The sequence below is a fragment of the Candidatus Acidulodesulfobacterium ferriphilum genome (genome assembly GCA_004195035.1).
GTDB lineage: Bacteria > SZUA-79 > SZUA-79 > Acidulodesulfobacterales > Acidulodesulfobacteraceae > Acidulodesulfobacterium > Acidulodesulfobacterium ferriphilum.
The window spans coordinates 29,491-48,036 of the sequence record SGBD01000005.1 but is presented as its reverse complement, the minus strand read 5'-3'; the positions used below and the strand labels follow the sequence as shown (position 1 = coordinate 48,036).

At 35.4% G+C, this 18,546-nt stretch carries 18 protein-coding genes; 6 read left to right on the top strand and 12 right to left on the bottom strand.

All coding sequences use genetic code 11. The annotated features are described in order from the left end of the window. Window positions 1–18: 18 nt before the first annotated feature. Both EVJ47_08370 and EVJ47_08365 read left to right on the top strand, forming a co-directional pair. Window positions 19–1,569, top strand: a complete 1,551-nt coding sequence (locus EVJ47_08370) for a DHA2 family efflux MFS transporter permease subunit (GenBank protein RZD13935.1) — start codon at window positions 19–21, stop codon at window positions 1,567–1,569. Window positions 1,570–1,585: 16 nt separating this feature from the next. Further along, entirely contained in the window at window positions 1,586–2,956 is a 1,371-nt protein-coding gene (locus tag EVJ47_08365; protein ID RZD13934.1) for an exodeoxyribonuclease VII large subunit, read from the top strand. Between the two features lie 4 nt (window positions 2,957–2,960). On the opposite strand, the gene EVJ47_08360 is transcribed toward EVJ47_08365, so the two are convergent. The 10 genes from EVJ47_08360 to EVJ47_08315 all read right to left on the bottom strand — a co-directional run bounded on the left by EVJ47_08360 (window position 2,961) and on the right by EVJ47_08315 (window position 13,368). Continuing rightward, a complete protein-coding gene (locus EVJ47_08360; protein RZD13933.1) occupies window positions 2,961–4,106 on the bottom strand; it encodes an ABC transporter ATP-binding protein in 1,146 nt (381 codons plus the stop codon). 16 nt (window positions 4,107–4,122) lie between these two features. Continuing rightward, window positions 4,123–4,926, bottom strand: coding sequence for an ABC transporter permease subunit (locus EVJ47_08355; GenBank protein RZD13932.1), 804 nt, complete (start codon window positions 4,924–4,926; stop codon window positions 4,123–4,125). A gap of 150 nt (window positions 4,927–5,076) precedes the next feature. Beyond that, window positions 5,077–5,916, bottom strand: coding sequence for a molybdate ABC transporter substrate-binding protein (modA, locus tag EVJ47_08350; GenBank protein ID RZD13931.1), 840 nt, complete (start codon window positions 5,914–5,916; stop codon window positions 5,077–5,079). A gap of 213 nt (window positions 5,917–6,129) precedes the next feature. Further along, entirely contained in the window at window positions 6,130–6,903 is a 774-nt protein-coding gene (locus EVJ47_08345; GenBank protein RZD13984.1) for a glycine zipper 2TM domain-containing protein, read from the bottom strand. Window positions 6,904–7,060: 157 nt separating this feature from the next. Continuing rightward, window positions 7,061–8,095, bottom strand: coding sequence for an endolytic transglycosylase MltG (gene mltG, locus EVJ47_08340; protein ID RZD13930.1), 1,035 nt, complete (start codon window positions 8,093–8,095; stop codon window positions 7,061–7,063). A 169-nt stretch (window positions 8,096–8,264) separates the two neighbouring features. Continuing rightward, complete coding sequence (gene ruvX / locus EVJ47_08335) at window positions 8,265–8,750, bottom strand: Holliday junction resolvase RuvX (protein RZD13929.1); 486 nt, start codon at window positions 8,748–8,750, stop codon at window positions 8,265–8,267. After that, the gene (gene bioB / locus EVJ47_08330) at window positions 8,713–9,723 is read right to left on the bottom strand and encodes a biotin synthase BioB (protein RZD13928.1); all 1,011 of its coding nucleotides are present in this window, start codon (window positions 9,721–9,723) and stop codon (window positions 8,713–8,715) included. Before bioB ends, ruvX begins: the two co-directional genes overlap by 38 nt. A gap of 21 nt (window positions 9,724–9,744) precedes the next feature. Continuing rightward, window positions 9,745–10,101 carry a hypothetical protein gene (locus EVJ47_08325; protein ID RZD13927.1) on the bottom strand — a complete coding sequence of 119 codons (357 nt, stop codon included), beginning with the start codon at window positions 10,099–10,101 and terminating at the stop codon, window positions 9,745–9,747. A 33-nt stretch (window positions 10,102–10,134) separates the two neighbouring features. Next, window positions 10,135–11,034, bottom strand: coding sequence for a J domain-containing protein (locus EVJ47_08320; GenBank protein ID RZD13926.1), 900 nt, complete (start codon window positions 11,032–11,034; stop codon window positions 10,135–10,137). A 69-nt stretch (window positions 11,035–11,103) separates the two neighbouring features. Next, window positions 11,104–13,368 (bottom strand): hypothetical protein, encoded by a 2,265-nt coding sequence (locus EVJ47_08315; protein ID RZD13925.1) that lies wholly within the window; start codon window positions 13,366–13,368, stop codon window positions 11,104–11,106. 162 nt (window positions 13,369–13,530) lie between these two features. On the opposite strand from EVJ47_08315, the gene EVJ47_08310 reads away from it, so the two are divergent. The 3 genes from EVJ47_08310 to EVJ47_08300 all read left to right on the top strand — a co-directional run bounded on the left by EVJ47_08310 (window position 13,531) and on the right by EVJ47_08300 (window position 15,467). Further along, window positions 13,531–14,013, top strand: a complete 483-nt coding sequence (locus tag EVJ47_08310; protein RZD13924.1) for a dTDP-4-dehydrorhamnose 3,5-epimerase — start codon at window positions 13,531–13,533, stop codon at window positions 14,011–14,013. Beyond that, window positions 13,976–14,407: a hypothetical protein gene (locus EVJ47_08305; protein RZD13923.1), complete on the top strand. Its 432-nt coding sequence runs from the start codon at window positions 13,976–13,978 to the stop codon at window positions 14,405–14,407. The genes EVJ47_08310 and EVJ47_08305 overlap by 38 nt, the downstream gene beginning before the upstream one ends. 499 nt (window positions 14,408–14,906) lie before the next feature. Then, a complete protein-coding gene (locus EVJ47_08300; GenBank protein RZD13922.1) occupies window positions 14,907–15,467 on the top strand; it encodes a peptidoglycan-associated lipoprotein in 561 nt (186 codons plus the stop codon). 94 nt (window positions 15,468–15,561) lie between these two features. Here EVJ47_08300 and EVJ47_08295 read toward each other — a convergent pair whose 3' ends face one another. Together EVJ47_08295 and EVJ47_08290 are read right to left on the bottom strand one after the other, a co-directional pair. Next, window positions 15,562–16,452, bottom strand: a complete 891-nt coding sequence (locus EVJ47_08295; protein RZD13921.1) for a methyltransferase domain-containing protein — start codon at window positions 16,450–16,452, stop codon at window positions 15,562–15,564. Beyond that, window positions 16,443–17,675 (bottom strand): pyridoxal phosphate-dependent aminotransferase family protein, encoded by a 1,233-nt coding sequence (locus EVJ47_08290; protein RZD13920.1) that lies wholly within the window; start codon window positions 17,673–17,675, stop codon window positions 16,443–16,445. Before EVJ47_08290 ends, EVJ47_08295 begins: the two co-directional genes overlap by 10 nt. Before the next feature lie 91 nt (window positions 17,676–17,766). On the opposite strand from EVJ47_08290, the gene EVJ47_08285 reads away from it, so the two are divergent. Next, window positions 17,767–18,528, top strand: a complete 762-nt coding sequence (locus EVJ47_08285) for a glutamine amidotransferase (GenBank protein ID RZD13919.1) — start codon at window positions 17,767–17,769, stop codon at window positions 18,526–18,528. The last annotated feature ends 18 nt before the right edge of the window (window positions 18,529–18,546 follow it).

The window sequence follows — 18,546 nt, the reverse complement described above, 5'->3', positions numbered from 1 at the left end:
AAATAACAGGTTAAAATAATGGTTGAAAAATCGCATAAGCATTACAAATGGATAGTTCTCGCCCTCGTGGTCGTTTCTTCCTTTATGGCTATTCTCGATGTCAATATCGTAACGGTGGCTCTTCCAAAAATGATGTCCCATTTTGGCATCAATGTTACCGATGTCGAATGGGTAATGATTGCCTATACGATAGCTTATTCTATCGTTATACTTCCAGTAGCTTTTTTTAGAAGAAAATACGGGATAAGATATCCTTTTATAGTCTCCATTAGTATTTTTGTGATAGGTTCAGCTTTATGCGGGATGGCGCCGTCGTTTACCGATATTATTATATTTCGCATTATACAGGCAATAGGCGGCGCAGGGCTTACGCCTACAGGGCTAACCCTTATAGCCGAGGTTTTTGCTCCCGAGGAAAGAGGGGAGGCTATGGGTATCTGGTCTATAGGGGCAATGGTGGCTCCGGCAATCGGGCCGACTATCGGAGGATATTTTGTCGATTATGTTGACTGGAGATGGTTATTTTTCGTAAATGTTCCGATAGGGATTATCTCTATATTGGGTTCAATCGCAATTTTACCGCACGATATTCCTATAAAAAAATATGTAAAGAAATTTGATATTTTTGGTTTTTTGTTTATGGCGCTATCGATGGGTTCCTTGTTATATGCGTTAAACGAGGGGCAGACCTATGGCTGGCATGCTCCTATTATAGTCCAATCAGAGGTTATAAGCGGCTTTTCACTTGTTTTTTTTATAATAACGGAATTATTTGTCGAAACGCCCCTTCTTAATTTAGGCATTTTTAAAAATTATAATTTTGTTATAGCTTCCATCGTTAATATGATAAGGGCGGTTGGAATTTTCGGGGCAATGTTTTTACTGCCGCTTTTCATAGAAAACGTTTTAAATTACAATGCTATGCGAACAGGGATTTTAATGGCTCCGACAGCAATTTCGGTTGCGTGTGTTTCTCTGTTTTCAGGAAAAATATCCGATAAAATAGGACCGAGGTATCCGCTTTTTTTAGGCCTTTTGATTGTTGCGGCATCTATGTTTATGTTCGACAATCTCTCATTAAACACAAGCGTTTATGATATCGTTATAAATCAACTGATAAGAGGCGTAGGCATAGGGCTGTTAAATGCCCCTGTTATGAGCGCCGCGCTAAATTCGGTAAAAACGGAACAAATTCCCGAGGTTTCAGGTTTAATTCCTGTAACGCTTCAGGTAGGGGCTTCGTTCGGGATAGCTTTTATAGGCAACGAACTTGTGGTAAGGCAGGTTTATCATTTAAATCAATACGCAAGCGATATTAAATATAATTTTTACGCATATCATAATATGATGAATTTTATTAGCGGCGGTCTAATAAACAAAGCGCCATCGTATTTCAGGCAGGGAACGATTTTTCCAAATCCATCCCTGAGCTTTTTTGATTATGTTGTACAGATGTTTGCTTCCATTGCCGCTTACGGCGATTCATTTGCGATTCTGGGCTATATTACATTGGCCGGAGCAGCTATAGCCTTCTTTATTAAAAATAAAAAATCAGGGAGAAATTTATAAGAGATATGATAAAATTATGAATATGAATATGAATAATGTTGCGGATGAGGCAGTTTATACCGTATCCGAAATTACCCGTTTTATTAAAGATATGATGGAAGGGAGTCTTTACGACATAAGGGTAAAAGGGGAGATTTCCGGCTTAAAAACTAATTATTCTTCGGGTATTTATTTTGATTTAAAAGATGAATATGCTAAATTAAAATGTATAATTTTTAGAAACGATATTCGAAAGATAAGGTTTGAGATTAAAGAGGGGCTGTCTGTGGCCGTTTATGGACGGATTAACGTCTATGAACCGAGGGGCGAATATAGTTTTATAATATCGGAAATAGAGCCTTCGGGTTATGGAGAGCTTTATCTATTATTCGAGCAGTTAAAAGAAAAACTTAAAAGTGAAGGGTTGTTCGACGAATCCCGTAAAAGAAAGATTCCGTTTTTACCTGAAACCATAGGAATAGTTACATCGAGAAGCGGGGCTGTTTTACACGATATGATAAAAATAATAAGGTCAAGATTTAAAAATGTATCTATAGTATTTGCAAATGCGAGCGTCCAGGGAAAAAACAGTTCAGCAGAAATAGCTTATGCAATTGACTTGTTAAATTTATATAGCAGGACGCAGGAAAAAGTCGATGTGATTATAGTCGGAAGGGGCGGGGGGAGCATCGAGGATTTATGGGCTTTCAACGAAGAAACTACCGCAAGGGCTATTTATAATTCGGAAGTTCCGGTAATAAGCGCAGTCGGTCACGAAACCGATTTTACTATTGCCGATTTTGTAGCGGACAGAAGGGCGTCAACACCTTCTAATGCCGCAGAAATGGTTGTTCCTGTAAAGCTTGAACTTATAAAACAGATAAAATCGTTAAGAGGCAGGGTAGAACAGGGGATTTTTAATGTTATTTTAACTAAAAAAGATGCTTTATCCAATTTAATTAAAAACAGGGAAACGGCCTCTCCAAAAAGGTTTATTCAGGATAAAACGCTCAGGTTATATGATCTTGCGGACAGTCTGCGTAAAAGCATCGTTTCGCGTATTCATTTATCGAAAATTAATTTTGAACATCTTAATAAAAGGCTTTTATTGAGAAGCCCTTTATCTGTTTTTAATGAGCGCAAATCTTATATCACAGATTTATCGGGAAAACTTAAAAAGGCAATGGAAATAGTGATATTGAATTATAGAAATAGGCTTAAGACCGAAAATAAGGCATTAAGTTCATTAAGTCCTTACAATGTTTTAAAGAGAGGGTATAGTATAGTTTTTACCGATGATAAAAGGGTTATTTCATCGGTTTTAAATGTGGAAGAAAACGAAAATATAAAAATAACTTTAAGCGACGGAAACTTAAGTGCCGTGGTCAAGGGGAGAGATGTTAAATAGAGAGTTAAAGTCTTATCGGTTTTTTCTTTTTTATGATATGTATCGCCGATTTTTTTAAAGAGATATTGACTGTTTTTCCCTCAAAAAGGTTCATAACCTCATAAGCATGAAAGGGTATTAAAACCTTAAACATGGAATCATTTTCAGAGCTAATCAGTATTTCCATCATCCGCGATGTAAAAACGGCTGAAATAATCCTTCCCGAAAAGTGATTCTCCTTCACCGGTTTCGAAGTTTGCCTGTCATCCCTCAGTATTATTATTTCTTCAGGTCTTATTACAAAAAAAACCTGCTCGTTTATTTCGAAATCTCCCTGAAAATCCGTCTCGATATAACTATTTCCTTGTTTTCCATTTAAAAGTTTAATTTTAATTAAATTATTTTTTTTGTCTATTTCCGATATGATGCCCTCAAATATATTTTCCGTTCCCAGAAGGAAAGCCGCATCCATAGAGGATGGTTTTTTCAAAACATCCTTAGGTTTTCCGGAATCCTGAATTTTTCCGTTATTTAAAATAAACATTTTATTTGATAGATTTAAAACATCTTCTATGTCATGCGTTACAAGCAGCATAGAAATTTTAAGTTCATTGTTTATATCCTTAATTAGTTTTCTAACCTTGGTTTTTGAAATAATGTCGAGGTTCGAAAACGGTTCATCCATAAGTATAATTTCAGGGTTCACAATTAACGCTCTTGCCAAAGACACTCTCTGAGCCTGCCCCATGCTTATTTCATCAGGGTATCTTTTTTCAAGACCCGTAATTCCAAGTAATTCCATTATTTCTTTTGTAGATTTCAATATATTCCTGTTATTGTTTATATGCCTTTTTTTATTAGAGCTTAATTTTGAGCCGAAGGCTATATTTTCAAATACATTCATGTGCGGGAATAAGAGTGGTTCATCCATTACGAGGACGGCGTGTCTTTCATAAGGCTCAAGGCTGTTTATGCTTTTCCCGTTAAGCATGATATCGCCGTTATCCTGCTTTATAATTCCGCAAATTATCTTTAAAAGCGTGCTTTTACCCTCGCCGGAATAGCCGAAAATAGAGGAGATTTCCCCGCTTTCTATATCTAAATTTATGCCGGTTAAGACCTTTTTATCCGAAAAACTTTTATAAATATTTTTAATTTCTAATAGTTTCATTTTTAGGCAGGAAAGATTAATTGTTTGTCCTTGTTTTGTAATTAAAGTATTTAAAAATTCCAAGAGAAAACATGGATATTAACATTAAAATGCTGGCGATGGCAATGGCGGCAGGGTAATTGCCGTAGCCGGTTTTGACAAAAACTTCTATAGGGGCGGTTTCAGTTACATTTGGAATAACGCCTGAAACCATCTGTGTTGCGGCATACTCGCCCATCGATCTTGACCAGCTCATCGCAAGTCCCGCCAGAATGCCGTTATATGAAAGCGGCAGAATAATTTTAAATAAAGCGTCAAAAGATGATGCCCCTACGGTTTTAGCCGAATCCAGCATTTTTCTGTTTATAGAATCAAAAGAGGTTTTTGTTATATTTACGAAAAACGGAAAGGATATAATTAATTGAACCAATATAATTCCCTGAGGGGTAAATACGAATTTTATTCCCCTGCTCATAAAAAACTTGCCTATCGGATTTAACGAACCCATGGTAATTAGAACGGCAAAACCTATTACAAGCGGCGATGTCGTGAGCGGAAGAGCGGAGATTAAATCAAGTATAAACGATATTTTGCTTCTCTTAAACGACAATATATAGGCAAGAGGGATGCCGACTATCAAGTTTATTAAAATAACGATGAAAGATATTTTAAAACTTAAAAAGATGGAGTTCCAAAGCCGGATATCTTTTAATTCTTTTATAAAAAGATTAAGCGATGTTTGAAAAAATATGCCTGAAAGGAGCAGTGCCAGCGCAATAAAAAATGAAAACGAGATAATGTAAACAAGTATGTCGAATATTTTATTTTTATTAAAAGCCATATGTTATCTTAATATGTGAAATTTTTATTTTTCAGAAGTTTTTTGATTTCTGTTTATTCATATTGATATAATTTTATAATATTATAAAGATTGTTAAAATCTCAAAATCAAAAAATCCACACTTTTTACATAAATTAAAACAAAAATATTTTACTTTGCGGAATTTACGGGAGAAAATCCCCAGTGCTTTAATATCTTTTTTCCTTTTTTTGAAAAAAGAAGTTTTACGAAGTCTTCATCAAGAGCCTTATGTTTTGATTGATTTAAAACTGCCGCCGTAAATTTTGCGTGAGTATTATATTTTTTGGGTATCTTGATAATATTAATCTTAGCTCCGCTTCTTTTAAGCTCAAGAAGCTGCGATGTATAGAGAATACCCAAGTCTGTGTCTCCGTTTTCAAGGATCGGCATAACTAATGCGGCGTCAAGCAGGTGATTGACGTGGTTTGTAATCTTTTCAAAAGCGCCGGGGATATTTTTGTCTATTATTTTAAACATCTTCCATGTATAATCGCCGGCGGGGTCGGAATGCGGACTGGATGTTGCAAGCGTAACATTGGCATCCATTAGTTTTTGTATTAAATTAGACTTTGTAACATGGGCAGGATTGTTATAAGGCGTGGCGGCTGCTAAGTAATCGTATGCAAAAACCCTGTAAGAATTTAAAAACCCTTTTCTTTTAAGCTGCCTTTGAAATTTTCCGTTTGCCGATAAAAAGACATCGCACGGCGCTCCTTCTTCGATATCGCCCTTAAGGACGCCTGCGCCCAGAAAATCGTAATCTATTTTGGCGCCCGGGTGTTCTTTTTTAAAGATATTGCCGATTTCCGTAATCGGCTTTGGAAGGGCATCGGCTGCCATTATCCTCAGGGTAATGGCATTTGCGGCGGTGATATTAAATGTCGTAAAACTTACAAAACTTATAGACAATAGTGCTAAAAATAATGATAAATATTCAAATCTTAAAATGGATTTAATGTGATTTTTCATGCTTGACCTCCATTAATTAGTTATTTATTTACTTATCTTACTTGTTACAGGCTTGTTTTATATGTGTTATATCTGTAATGATATAACGATAATAATCTTTTGTCAAGGGAAATTATCTATATAAGATATTTCAATAGCAACTGCAAAAAAGGCGCCCTACGGCGCCTTTTTTATTTTAAGATTTTAAATAGCCAATTAATTATTTATAATTATTTACGGCAATAAATTAGCTATCGAATGAGCCATCTGCTGTTTTAATAAAGGTTCGGCAGATGCAAATTCCAGATTCATTGCCGATGCCTGCGATACGATTCTATCCCTGTATATGGCCCAGTTTTTAACGCCTGCATTATAAGTCGTGATGGTACTTGCCGTTCCCTGACCCGCGGCGGTGGAGTTCGTGGTGTAGGTTCCAGCCTGTCTCTGTTCAAGCTGAATATCTACAATCATCATATAGTTTTTGTTTTGAAACATCGAGCCTATAATACCGCCCGCCAAGGCTCCTAACGCTCCTCCTGCTACCATCGAAGTGCCTGAGTTATATCTTGAGCCTATAAAAGCGCCGCCGAAACCCCCCGCTAAAGCGCCGGCCACCGTATAATTTTGTGATTCTTTACCGATATAAAGAACATTAGACATAAGCATAAAATTGGCTTCCTGAGGATTATTCGTTATGCGGTAACCTTCGCCGATCAAGGCTGAAATAAGTTCGTTTCTAAAATTAAGTCCCGTAGCAGTAGAAGTGTTTCTTACACTTACATATACAACTTTTTTTTGCGGCGCAACAGGCTGCAGAAATATGCTTGAGCTCATTTTGGTGCTTAACGCGACATTGCCGGAAGACAGCCCGCTTGCACTGGTTGTCGGTCCCGCGGTTGTGGCGCATCCCGAAAAGGCAAGAACAGGCAGAAGAAGAAGCACTGCAAGAGTTGCTAATGCCCTGTTCGATTTTTGAAATAAAAACGAAGTTTTTATATGCAAAAGCATGTCTTTTGCGGATAATTTAGTCAAATATCCGACTTTTAACGATTTCATTTTGTTTTTCCTCCATAAATAAAAATTTTAAACGGTCTCCTTCAAGCTTTCTCATATTGATATTATAATATATTTTTTAAAATAAATTAATTTATTTTTATGTTTTTACTTATCTAAGATATTTATTAATATTTTCATTTTGGTTTATCAATGTCTCGGCAAATATTGTTTTTCCTGATTTTGTGGACATGTAATATAAATATCGTGTTTTAGCGGGGTCTATGGCTGCTTTAATTGCCCTGATGTTCGGGTTTGCAATGGGCGTGGGCGGAAGGCCGTAATTTAGATATGTATTATACGGGGACTTTATTTTTAAATAAGACAGGTTCATGTTAAGGTCGATTTTAAATTTATCCTCCTTTTTATACTTTTTATAACTTAATAAATTTTTACCGTATATGGAGGTTGAATCGATATCCAACGGCATATTTATCTTAAGCCTGTTGTGTATAACCGATGAGATTAATCTCATGCCGTTTTTATAATTTCCGTCCGCCTCTTTGATAATCATGGAAGCTATTATCAAATCATCGTAATTAAGTTTTAGATTTTTTGTTTTTAAATTGAATTCGTTTAACATTTCTTTAATTATATTTTGCGGGTTTGAATGAATTTTAAAAATATATGTATCGGGATATAAAAAACCTTCAGCCGATTTTTCGTCTATTTTAAGGCTTAAAAGAAATCTTTTATCAAAGCACTCCTTTAAAAACTGTTTTTGTCCTGTAATTTTCTTTTTCGCCAGAATTTCGGCTATTTGAAAAATATTTAAACCCGGCGGAATGGTTACCTTAGCCGATGCCACATCGCCATTCACAAATTTGTGGTAAATGGAAGCGGGAGACTCGCTTGCGGATACATAATAAGTTCCGGCCTCGATATATCTTGAATAGCCGCTGATAAAGCCCATAAAATAAAATAGGTATGGGTTATTTATCAGTTTTTTATCGTAAAGTTTATATGTTATCTCCTTTAAGGAATTTCCGCGGGTAATCGTAATAAGTTCGGGCTTTCTATAGCGATATGACTGCGGAAGGAACGCATATGATGCGATAAAAGCAATAATGGTTAAGGGAATAATAAATTCTAATATTAACGCAATCTTTTTAAATCGTTTATGGGCAGGATAGTTAAAATAGCACATTCAATGAATTTGTTGATTTTTTTAAATTATTTTAATCTATGTTTTTTTATGTTTCGTAAATTTGTCATATATATTTTATTAATTATATTTATTAATATTATTAACATCTTGTAAATTATATAAAATTATATAAATTTAAGTAAGTAAAAACTTTTAGAGTTGCAATTAATTATAAATTTTTATTGTTTTTTTTGTTTTTATCGAGATAGGATTGCAATATAAAAGTGGAAGCCACGGAATCCACAATTTCTTTCCTTTTCTTTCTTTTAACATTTTGGCTGATCAGGCTTTTTTGAGCCTGAATCGTTGAAAATCTTTCGTCATAAATTACAATAGGGATTGGGTTTTCGGTTTTGCCGGAGTTTTGGGCGCGGTAGAGTTCCTCGACAAATTCATTTATTTTTAACGACAAATCGGTTTGTTTTCCCTTAAGGCCAAACGGCATCCCTATCACGATTAAGCCGATATTTTCGTTAAAAATAATCTCTTCCAATTCGGCGATTATTTCTTTTAATGAAGTGTTAGGAATATATTTGAACGGAAATGCAATTGTTTGAGTGTCATCGCTTAACGAAAGTCCAATCCGTTTTAAGCCGTAATCGATGCCAAGGGCTTTTCTATTTGGCATACTCCGCCTTTTCAAGCCCCAGATCATTTATTAATTCTATGTCAAGGGAGGGGTTTCTTCCCGAGGTAAGCAGATAATTTCCTAAAAGCAGTCCATTTGCACCCGCCATGAGGGCAAGAGGCTGCAACTGGCGAAGATTATGTTCCCTGCCCCCCTGCGCAAGGATGTTTTTTAGGGGGTTTACAAATCTAAACATTGCGAGAGTTTTAAGGCATTCCATCGGGGTAAGCTCTTCCGCATTTTCGAGAGGGGTACCCTGAATCGGATTTAAAAAATTAACTGGAATATTATCGATATCAAGATTTTTTATCTCTTTTGCCATCATTATCCTGTCAAGCCTTGACTCGCCCATTCCGATTATGACGCCGGAGCATATCTTAAGCCCGGCTTTTTTTGCGGATTTAATAGTCTCGATATTGTCCTTAAAAGAATGAGTGGAACAGATTTTTGGGAAAAAGTTGCTGCTGGTTTCGATATTATGATGAAATACTTCGAGACCATAGTCCTTCAATAATAATAGATGTTCGTATTTCATAAGCCCTAAAGATGCGCAGGGGGTAATGCCGACCTCTTCTTTAATCCGTTTAACGGCATTGGCAATGATATTAAGTTCATTTTTATTATTTATAGAGGTTCCGCTTGTTACGATAGAAAATTCATTTGCGCCGTTATTTTTGGCAATTTTTGCGGCTTCCACAATCTCGGATTCGGTGACAAGGCTATTTATTTTTATTTTTTTGTTCTTCTTCCGAACCAATGAAGATTGGCCGCAAAATGCGCAGTCTTCCGAACATATCCCCGTTTTTGCGCTAATAATCGAACAAAAATTAACCTTTTTTCCAGCATATTTTTCTTTAAGTTCAAGCGCTAAAGAAAAAAGTTCCATAAGGGTTGAACCTGATGCCTCGTAGATGGACAAAAGCATATCGTCAGGCAGTTCCATGCCGTTATCGATCAAGTTTTTTATTTGAAAAGTGAGTGAAAAAGACATATCTTTCATAAAATATACCGTAAATAAATATTAAATATTTTCGTCATTATCAGTATTTTTAAAAATACCTGTTTTTTCAAGTATAAAAATAAGCTCGTCAATGCTCTTAGACTTATCTATCGATTCGAATATAGTTTTAATTTTAGTCTGATAATCTATTATTTTCCTTCTTAGATTGAGTATTACGGATATACCCTCGTCATTAACCCCGAGGTCGTTTTGAATCCCGGAAATGAGTCTGAGCGTTTCGGCTGTTTCGCTGTCTATAAAAAATTCGTCTTCCTGTTTTTTAACGGAGATTGAACCTTCGTAAACGAAAAACATCGCAGACTCTTTATTTAAGTTAATTTCATCGCAAAAGCTTGTCAGGCTAATAAAATAATCCATAATTAATAAACTAATATACGATTAAACTTTTTTTTAAATTCCCTCTTTCGAAAGTTCCGTAAATATTTTTTTTATTTTTTCGGAAATATTAGAAGGAACCTCTATCTGTATTGTAACTATTAAATCGCCGGGTTTTTTTGTCGAAATGTCCGCTGCGCCCTTTTTGGGAACACGGAACTTTGCTCCGTTTTGAGTTCCTGCGGGGATTGTCAGCATAATCTTCCCATCAATAGTGGAAACTTCCACCTTTGCCCCGAGGACAGCCTCGGTTAATTTTATTTTTTTGTTGATATAGATGTCGTTCCCTTTTCTTTCGAAGATGTTGTCGTTTAAAACGGCAATTTCGATATAAAGGTCGCCGCTCGGACCGCCGTTTAAACCGGGGGAACCCTTTCCAGAAACCTTTATTCTTCCGCCGTTTGAAATCCCTGCAGGTATTTTTACCTTTATTTTCTCACCGTTGATATTAATTATCCTTTCGGTTCCCTTAACGCTTTCGATAACGGATATTTCTATCGCGGCGCTCAAGTCGCTTCCTTTAAGCGGCCCCTGTTTTTTTCCTGACCTGCTAAAGAGGTCGGAGAATATATCTTCGAAATTAAAACCTGCCCCGCCGGTATTAAAATTGAATCCGGAAGGACCTCCGCCGGTATAATCGTAGTAGTATTCCCCTTGCGATGGACCGCCACCCGCCCCTGCATTTTTAAAGTTAAAATAATTAGAACCTAATTCATCATACTCTTTGCGTTTTTTTTCATCCTTAAGGACATCATAAGCTTCCTGTAATTCCTTGAATTTCGATTCCGCAGTTTTATCGTTAGGATTTACATCGGGATGATATTTCCTTGCCAATTTTCTGTAAGCCTTTTTTATATTATCCGAAGAAGCGGCTTTATCTATGCCGAGTATTTTATAATAGTCTTTGTATTCCATACTTATATATTTATATCAAAAATTGTAGAAAATTTCAATATGTTATTACTGTTGTCATTCCTGTTGAAACTAGAACGGTTGATTTAAACCAAGATAATACCTTACGCCGTATTCCGAACCTACGCTGCTTCCAAATGCCTTGGCGGCATAAATACTTATCATTTCGGGATATATTCCGAAAAAATAGGTTTTAAAATGAATTCCAAGCCCTGCAAAGCTGTAAAGCGGACCTTTATTAAAAACGGACGGAACGGTATCCCCTATTTTGCCAGCACCCAAAATAACATCCGAGGTTATAGCCGTTATATTTAAAAGATTATTTAGTAGATTTATATTTAATCCCCTGTAGATATTTTTTCTGTAATCGACTTCTGCAATAAGGGTATCATTATTGATAAACGGAAGGCTGGCCGGCATCCCCATAATTCCGTTTATACCGCCGAGGTTATAGTCGAGGGCGGAGGGAACGCTGCCGACCGCAAAAACCCCGATTCCTCTGAACGCGATTATATTGGACGCATCTATTGAAAAATTTTTAATATACCGCAATGTAAATTGACTGAATGAAAACGGGGAAAAAATATTGGAATTGGCAATATTATATGAAATATTAAATGAAGAACCGTACCCCGGATTTATATTGTAATCTATAGAATTATAAGCGTAGCCCAGACTAAATTCGGCCACCCTTTTCGCATTTTGATAAACAAAAGAATTGCCCGATGCCTCAGGGCTGATTTCCATGAGGCTTGCCGTTCCGAAAATAGACTGCTTATACATCTGGGATACAGGGAAAAACCTGCCGATTTGATGGGAAAATCCTATACTAAAACCCCTGTTGTAATAATTTTTGAACACGCCTAATAAAAGATTATTTCTATAACTGAATCTTTTTGTCATGGTAAAGTTTATATATCCTTCCGTTCTCCCGCTGTTCGGACTGATATTTCCGCCTGCGCCGCTCACAAAAACGGTATAATAATCTTTTTTCTTCAGGTTTAAAAATTCGGTCTTTATTTTTTTATAGGGAATAAGATTTAAATCGTTATTATAATAATAAACGCTGTTTTTTAATGCATGCGTGCGGGGAAAACCTGTAAAGTAAAGGTAAGAAAGAGGGAATATCGGGTGGTTTATGACGGTATTGACCCCCTGAATAAAATTAAAATGCCTTAAAAATGTTTTTATGTCTGGATTTTTTTTTGAATATTTAATTAAAAATGCTTTAAAATTAATAAACGAAAGCCTTTGCAATCTTTGAGAATAAAAAGGATAACTGTTTTTGCTCGCCTTTTCGATTGTTTTTTTGGAATTTATTAAATTTAAATAAATTATTCCTCTTATAAGGTTCAGTTTTTGGTATATGTAAAAGTTGGGAAATACGCCTGTAAACCGCGTGTTGACGAGAAGGGTGTTTGAGTGCAGCGGGGGTTTCAGCCACATGCTTCTTCTTAAATAGATATAAACAATGTTTATTCGGTTCAATTTTATTTTATAGAATTTGCTTAATAATCTTATCCCGTTATAAATTTTTTTATTTTTATTATTAAAATTACAAGGGTAAGGAGAGAAAAAATTTAACGATAAGGCATTTAAATGTAATTCCTTTTTTCTGAATTTTTTGGATAATATAATAGAAATGAAATTTGTGGTCCGGGCAATAATCAATCTATGCGTATAAATTTTTCCGTTAAAAAATGCTTCATATCCGTTTTTTATTGCTAAATTTATTTTAAAGCGGGTAAAAACCTGCGGATTTGAGTTTTTATTTGCCGAAATATACGGATAAAAGGGGGCATTTAATACTATTTCTTTTCTAAAATACCCGAAATTGCCAAACGCCTCGGGAATTTTTGTTCTAAATTTAATTTTAATTATATATAGCTTATATAATCTGTTTATTATGGTCTTTTCCGATAATTTATCTACGGTTATAAATCCTTTATTGAAAGTGTACGGATAAAGTTGATGAATATTATAGTCCCTTAAATGCTTCGGCTTTTTATAAAAATTATTTGGATAAAGCATTAAATATAAATTAGCGGATAGCTTTACATATAATCCCTTAAGATTTTTAAATCGGTTGCCTGAATTTTTAATTTTATTTATGCGGCTGTCCCTGCCGGTTCTAAAATCATTGTTAATCGGTCTGGCGCTTTGAATATTTTGAATATATTTGATGGTTTCCGTGCCTTTTATTATTTTCCTTAAAGGAATGATGACGGCTTTTATGGCAATAGCTTGAGCGGGACTGATTATTTTTAATGTTTTAGCAAAAGAATAACCGCTTGAAAATATTAAAACAAAAATTATCAGGCAGCCGTAAAATGACATTTTTATAAATTTGTTATTTATAAAATTTATAAAAATTTGCATTGCTTTTGTAATTTTAAAATTTTAGAAATGGTTGAAATTAAAAATTTAATAGCATATAATTTAACTTGCTTTACATAGTTTAATAATATCCTAAAATCACAAAAAATAAAGGCTGTAAAAATGAATGCTTCTTTTAAATTATCCGAAATTAAAGATGTCGTTATCAAAGATATTAAAAAACATATCGATGACAGGGGCTGGCTTGCCGAACTGTACAGGGAGGACGAGATTGACGGCTCAATCTTTCCTCAGATGGCCTATGTTTCTTTAACCATGCCCAATGTTAAAAGAGGTCCTCATGAACATGTTTATCAAACGGATTATTTTTGTTTTTTAGGTCCTTCCGATTTTAAGATTATATTGTGGGATAATAGAAAAAGCTCATCGACTTATCTCAATAAAATGGTATTATTTCTTGGAGAGAATAGGCCTGCCGCTCTCATCGTTCCTCCCGGCGTTGTTCACGCTTACAAAAATGCAGGCGGGAAAAACGGCTTAGTTATCAATGCAGCGAATAAGCTGTATGCCGGAAAAATGAAAAAAGAACAGGTAGATGAGATAAGGCATGAAAATGATGCCGGTACCGTCTTTGTCTTTGATTAAATTAAAAATAATGAAATTTATACATTCTGCAATAAGAACAAACGATTTAAGCAAGTCTATCGATTTTTACGCTAAATTTTTTGGCTTTGCCGTAAGGGAAAAAAGATATATAGAGGCTCATAAAACTACCTTAGTCTTCTTAAAAGATATAAAAACAGGCTTCGAAATTGAACTTATAGCCGAAGATAATCCAAAGCAAATTAACCCGTGCGAAAATTCCTTTGCCCATTTTGCATTTCAAACGGATGACATTGACGGTGATGCCTACAAAATGAAAAAAGACGGTGCGGTTTTTTCGAGAGACCCTTTTTATTCGATGGATAAGAGCATGAAAATTGCTTTTCTGAATGATCCAAACGGGATTATGGTAGAGCTTATAGAGTATTTGAAATAAGCTCACCTGCCTTTCTTAACTTGATAAAGAAGGCAGGTGAGCAAAGTAGCGCCAACTGCGCTTATTTGCAGGACTTTCAGGAATAGCACGAATCCTTAATCCCGTAGCCTTCCATGATTAAACTGTAAAATTCTTCGGCGGGGATTTCCTGAAATAGCGGGGCTTCGTAAACCTTTTTCATAAATTTCACCTCCTTATTTTTTTGTTCATTATAAAGTCTATCACAGGATTAAAATTTTTCAATTTTATAAAATTTATCAGAAGGTTTAAAAAAAGGTATTGATTTTTTTTTAAATAATGATATAAGTATGATATATGTGAAATTGATGGGATATTTTATTCAACCTTAATTTATCAAGGAGAGTGGTGCGTTTAATTTTTGATTTTGTTAATAATTGCCTTCAATCCAATTTAATTCAATTAGTTTTTAGGGCCCAAAAGTTTTAGGGTCTAAAAGTTTTTAAAATTTAAAATTAATTTTTAAAGGAGAAAATTTACAATGAACAAAAAAACAAAGATTGGTTTATCAATTCTTGGTTTAGTTTTTGGCGTTTCTGCCGTTCTTTCGGGTTGTGCCCCTAAGGTAACCAAAACTACTTCAAGCGCTTTGCCCCCGGCACAAAAACCTGCCGTTGCCGTTGCGCCCAAAGTTACGCCTAAAGCGGCCCAGCAAGTTCCGTCATACGCCAAAGAGTATCCATGGCTTGCAACCTACAATATTCAGGCAAACTCAAACAATATTCATTTTGCCTTCGATAAATCTATTCTCACTCCGCTTGCCAAGATGGTGCTTAAAAAAGACGCAATCTATCTTAAGTATAACCCAGGTGAAGTTATTCAAATACAGGGCAATTGCGATAGAAGAGGTTCTGAGGCCTATAACCTCGCGCTCGGCTGGAGAAGGGCAAATGCCGCAAAGGCATATCTTGAGGATCTCGGCGTAGCCGCAGACAGGCTTAAGACCATAAGCTACGGTAAAGAAAGACCGTTATGCAGGGCGCATACTAGGGTATGCTATGCCATTAATAGAAGGGATCATTTTGTAGCCGTTTCAAAGTAAAGTTTTGTGTTATATTCCGCATATTCTAATACGCTGGATAAATTATAAAATAAAAAGCCCTAAATATTTAATAGTTAGGGCTTTTTATTTTTCATTAGTTTTTTTTTAGCACCAAATAAGCAATTTTATAAGTAGCATAAACTTTATCGTCACAATTAAGGTAGTATTTATCGTAGATATTTAAAATCCGCTTCAATAAGCCATGCGGCATTTTTCCGGCGTCAATGGCATTTTTGGCTCCGAGCATGTTCATTCTTTTTAGTAATATCAGAGAAGAATCCGCGGTTTCGACATATTCAAATACTTTGGAGTCTATTATTTTTAAACCGGATTTATTTATTTCTTTTTCCGTATGAGTTAGACATGGAAATTTATGAAGTTTAAAATCGAAGGTTTTAAAATTGCAGGGTTTGTTCCCCGTCGTTCCCTGTCGTTCAATTAAGGCATCTTTAAGGCATTCGGACAACTCCCTTAGCGTTCCGAAGCTTAAAAATGACAATATAACGATACCCTCATCCTTTAATGCGGATTTAACCTTTTTCAAGAAATGCAGGGTATTATTTAACCAGTGAAGCGCCATATTAGAAAATATTATGTCGAATTTTTTATCTTTTAGCGGCAATGATTCGGCGTCGGCGCAAATTAGCAAGGCATTATTCATATTATCCGAAATTGAAAATTTCTGTTTTGCCCCGCCTAAGAGTCCGATTGCAAAATCAAGTCCAAGATAATTAAATTTATAGCTTGGAATAGCTTCATTAATGATAAAATATCCCTGCCCCGTCCCGCATCCTATATCTAATATGTGTTTTGGCGATTTAGATACATTATTATTTAAATAATTTTTTACCGTTTGGGATATCATTTTAAGGGTTAAATTATGATAAGAGGTAAAACTGTCGTAATTTGCGGCATTTGAGAAATTTCTTTTTACTTTCTTTTTATTTATTTTGTGTGCGTTTACTTTATTTGTGATTATTCCCATGTTTGTTCCGCAACTTTTACGAGATTTTTTAATGCATTTTTAAGATTTGCAAAATCAATGGCCGCGTTTATACCCAGTCTTAATCTTGCGCTCCCCTTCGCAACCGTGGGGTATCTTACGGCTTTGAGATAGATTCCATCTTTCAAAAGTTTTTTTTCTATTTTAACGGCATTTTCTTCGTTCCCGATCAGAACGGGAATTATATGAGTAGTAGAATTCAATATATTTAATCCCGAGTTTTTTAAAAAATTCCTCGCGAATTCCGAATAGTTTTGCAGAGTTTTAACTATTTCTGGATTTTCTTTTATAATATTTAGCGCTTCGAGGCTTGTCGCGGCAGATGACGGGGGTATGCCCGTCGAAAATATAAAAGATCTGCTAAAATTAATTAAGTATTCGATAATCAAACGGTTAGAAAGGACGAAAGCTCCGTTAGACACTAATGCCTTACCAAGCGTTCCTACGATTATGTCCGGTTTTATCCCGTGAAAATCGACGCTGCCGCCGCCTTTATTTCCTATGGTTCCGGTTGCGTGCGCATCGTCTATAACGCTTACGGCATCATATTTTTTTGCGATGTTTAAGATGCCCTGTAAATCGGGGGTATCTCCGTCCATGCTGAAGACCCCCTCGGTTATAATAAGTTTTATTTCTTTATCCTTTTGGCTCTCTAATATATTATTTAAATGGCATAAATCATTATGTTTAAAGCTTTTAAATTTAACCTTGGCGCCTAAAACTCCATCGACTATCGATGCATGGGATAACTCATCGAAAGCTATAAAGGTTTTGAGAGGGGCTATATTTGACAGTGCCTTTATAGTGCCGATATTAGCCTGATAGCCCGATGGATATAGCATGCATCTTTCATAGCCGCCTTTAAATTCGCACAGCAAATCCTCAAGATTTCTATGGGGCAGGGTATGGCCATATATCAGGAAAGAAGAAGAACTTGAAGTTCCGTAGATATCGATAGCTTTTTTAGCCGAGTTCTTTATTCTTTCGCTCGAAGAAAGCCCGAGGTAGTCATTTGTTGCAAGATTAACAAACCCTGTGTTATAATCTAATTGGGGGTTAATGTCCCCGGCCGGGCTTGAATTTTTATTAAAATAGAAACAAGGTTTGGCGCCTTTGCCGATGAAATCGAACTCTGGTATTTTTCTATAAAGTCCGAGCTTTCTGTTTTCTTCGAGCTTTTTGGAAATCAAATCTAATATAGGCATAACTTTTTATTATGATAACATATTTATAAATATTTATAAATATGTTAAATCGTTAAATTGCCGAACTTTATTTTAAACTTTATTTAAAATTATGAAAAAGGCTTTTGAATTAACGGCAATAGATTTATATCCCGAAATTATGAACATATACGGGGACAGGGGGAATGTTCTTTATTTTAGATACAGGGCGTCCATGTACGGAATCAGCCTGAAAATCGAAAATATTTCATTAGAAAAGGTTTTAAGGGCAGATAATATGGATATTATTTTTATGGGCGGCGGACAGGATGCGGAGCAGGCTTTGATTTACGACGATTTTATAAAAAATAAAAAAAATATATTAAAAGAAGCATTGGACAGGCATATAATAATGCTTGCCGTTTGCGGCAGTTACCAGCTTTTGTGCGATTATTATAAGTCCTCTGCCGGTAAAATTATCGAAGGTATTTCCCTGTTTAAAGGTTATACGGAGGCTAAAAGCCCAAGGCTGACAGGGAATATCGCGATAAAATTTAACGATACGGTTGCGGTCGGTTTCGAAAATCATGGCGGCAGGACATATTTAGAAGAAACCCAAAAACCTTTCGGAACTGTTTTGCGCGGATTCGGTAATAACGGGGAAGATAAAACGGAAGGGGCAAGAACCGATAACTTTTTCGGCACATATTTACATGGAAGTTTTTTACCTAAAAATTTTGTTTTTTGCGACTATTTAATAGATATTGCGCTAAAAAACAGATACAACATTTCGCTTGACGAGGTCACATCAATAAACCGCATTAAAATCGATAACAGTTTTGAAATAAATGCAAGAAAAGATATTAAAGAGTTGAGTGGTTTTATATCTATGTAATGTAATATGCCCATATAT

Excerpts from the sequence above, each read along its gene's own strand:
- EVJ47_08295 (RZD13921.1), bottom strand. The coding sequence starts at position 16,452 with ATGGGAATAATCACAAATAAAGTAAACGCACACAAAATAAATAAAAAG.
- bioB (RZD13928.1), bottom strand. The coding sequence starts at position 9,723 with ATGAAAGATATGTCTTTTTCACTCACTTTTCAAATAAAAAACTTGATC.
- EVJ47_08345 (RZD13984.1), bottom strand. The coding sequence starts at position 6,903 with ATGCTTTTGCATATAAAAACTTCGTTTTTATTTCAAAAATCGAACAGG.
- mltG (RZD13930.1), bottom strand. The coding sequence starts at position 8,095 with ATGTGCTATTTTAACTATCCTGCCCATAAACGATTTAAAAAGATTGCG.
- EVJ47_08305 (RZD13923.1), top strand. The coding sequence starts at position 13,976 with ATGAAAATGATGCCGGTACCGTCTTTGTCTTTGATTAAATTAAAAATA.
- EVJ47_08360 (RZD13933.1), bottom strand. The coding sequence starts at position 4,106 with ATGAAACTATTAGAAATTAAAAATATTTATAAAAGTTTTTCGGATAAA.
- EVJ47_08370 (RZD13935.1), top strand. The coding sequence starts at position 19 with ATGGTTGAAAAATCGCATAAGCATTACAAATGGATAGTTCTCGCCCTC.
- EVJ47_08320 (RZD13926.1), bottom strand. The coding sequence starts at position 11,034 with ATGGAATACAAAGACTATTATAAAATACTCGGCATAGATAAAGCCGCT.
- EVJ47_08325 (RZD13927.1), bottom strand. The coding sequence starts at position 10,101 with ATGGATTATTTTATTAGCCTGACAAGCTTTTGCGATGAAATTAACTTA.
- EVJ47_08315 (RZD13925.1), bottom strand. The coding sequence starts at position 13,368 with ATGTCATTTTACGGCTGCCTGATAATTTTTGTTTTAATATTTTCAAGC.
- modA (RZD13931.1), bottom strand. The coding sequence starts at position 5,916 with ATGAAAAATCACATTAAATCCATTTTAAGATTTGAATATTTATCATTA.
- EVJ47_08300 (RZD13922.1), top strand. The coding sequence starts at position 14,907 with ATGAACAAAAAAACAAAGATTGGTTTATCAATTCTTGGTTTAGTTTTT.
- EVJ47_08365 (RZD13934.1), top strand. The coding sequence starts at position 1,586 with ATGAATATGAATATGAATAATGTTGCGGATGAGGCAGTTTATACCGTA.
- EVJ47_08355 (RZD13932.1), bottom strand. The coding sequence starts at position 4,926 with ATGGCTTTTAATAAAAATAAAATATTCGACATACTTGTTTACATTATC.
- EVJ47_08285 (RZD13919.1), top strand. The coding sequence starts at position 17,767 with ATGAAAAAGGCTTTTGAATTAACGGCAATAGATTTATATCCCGAAATT.
- ruvX (RZD13929.1), bottom strand. The coding sequence starts at position 8,750 with ATGATCTGGGGCTTGAAAAGGCGGAGTATGCCAAATAGAAAAGCCCTT.
- EVJ47_08310 (RZD13924.1), top strand. The coding sequence starts at position 13,531 with ATGAATGCTTCTTTTAAATTATCCGAAATTAAAGATGTCGTTATCAAA.
- EVJ47_08290 (RZD13920.1), bottom strand. The coding sequence starts at position 17,675 with ATGCCTATATTAGATTTGATTTCCAAAAAGCTCGAAGAAAACAGAAAG.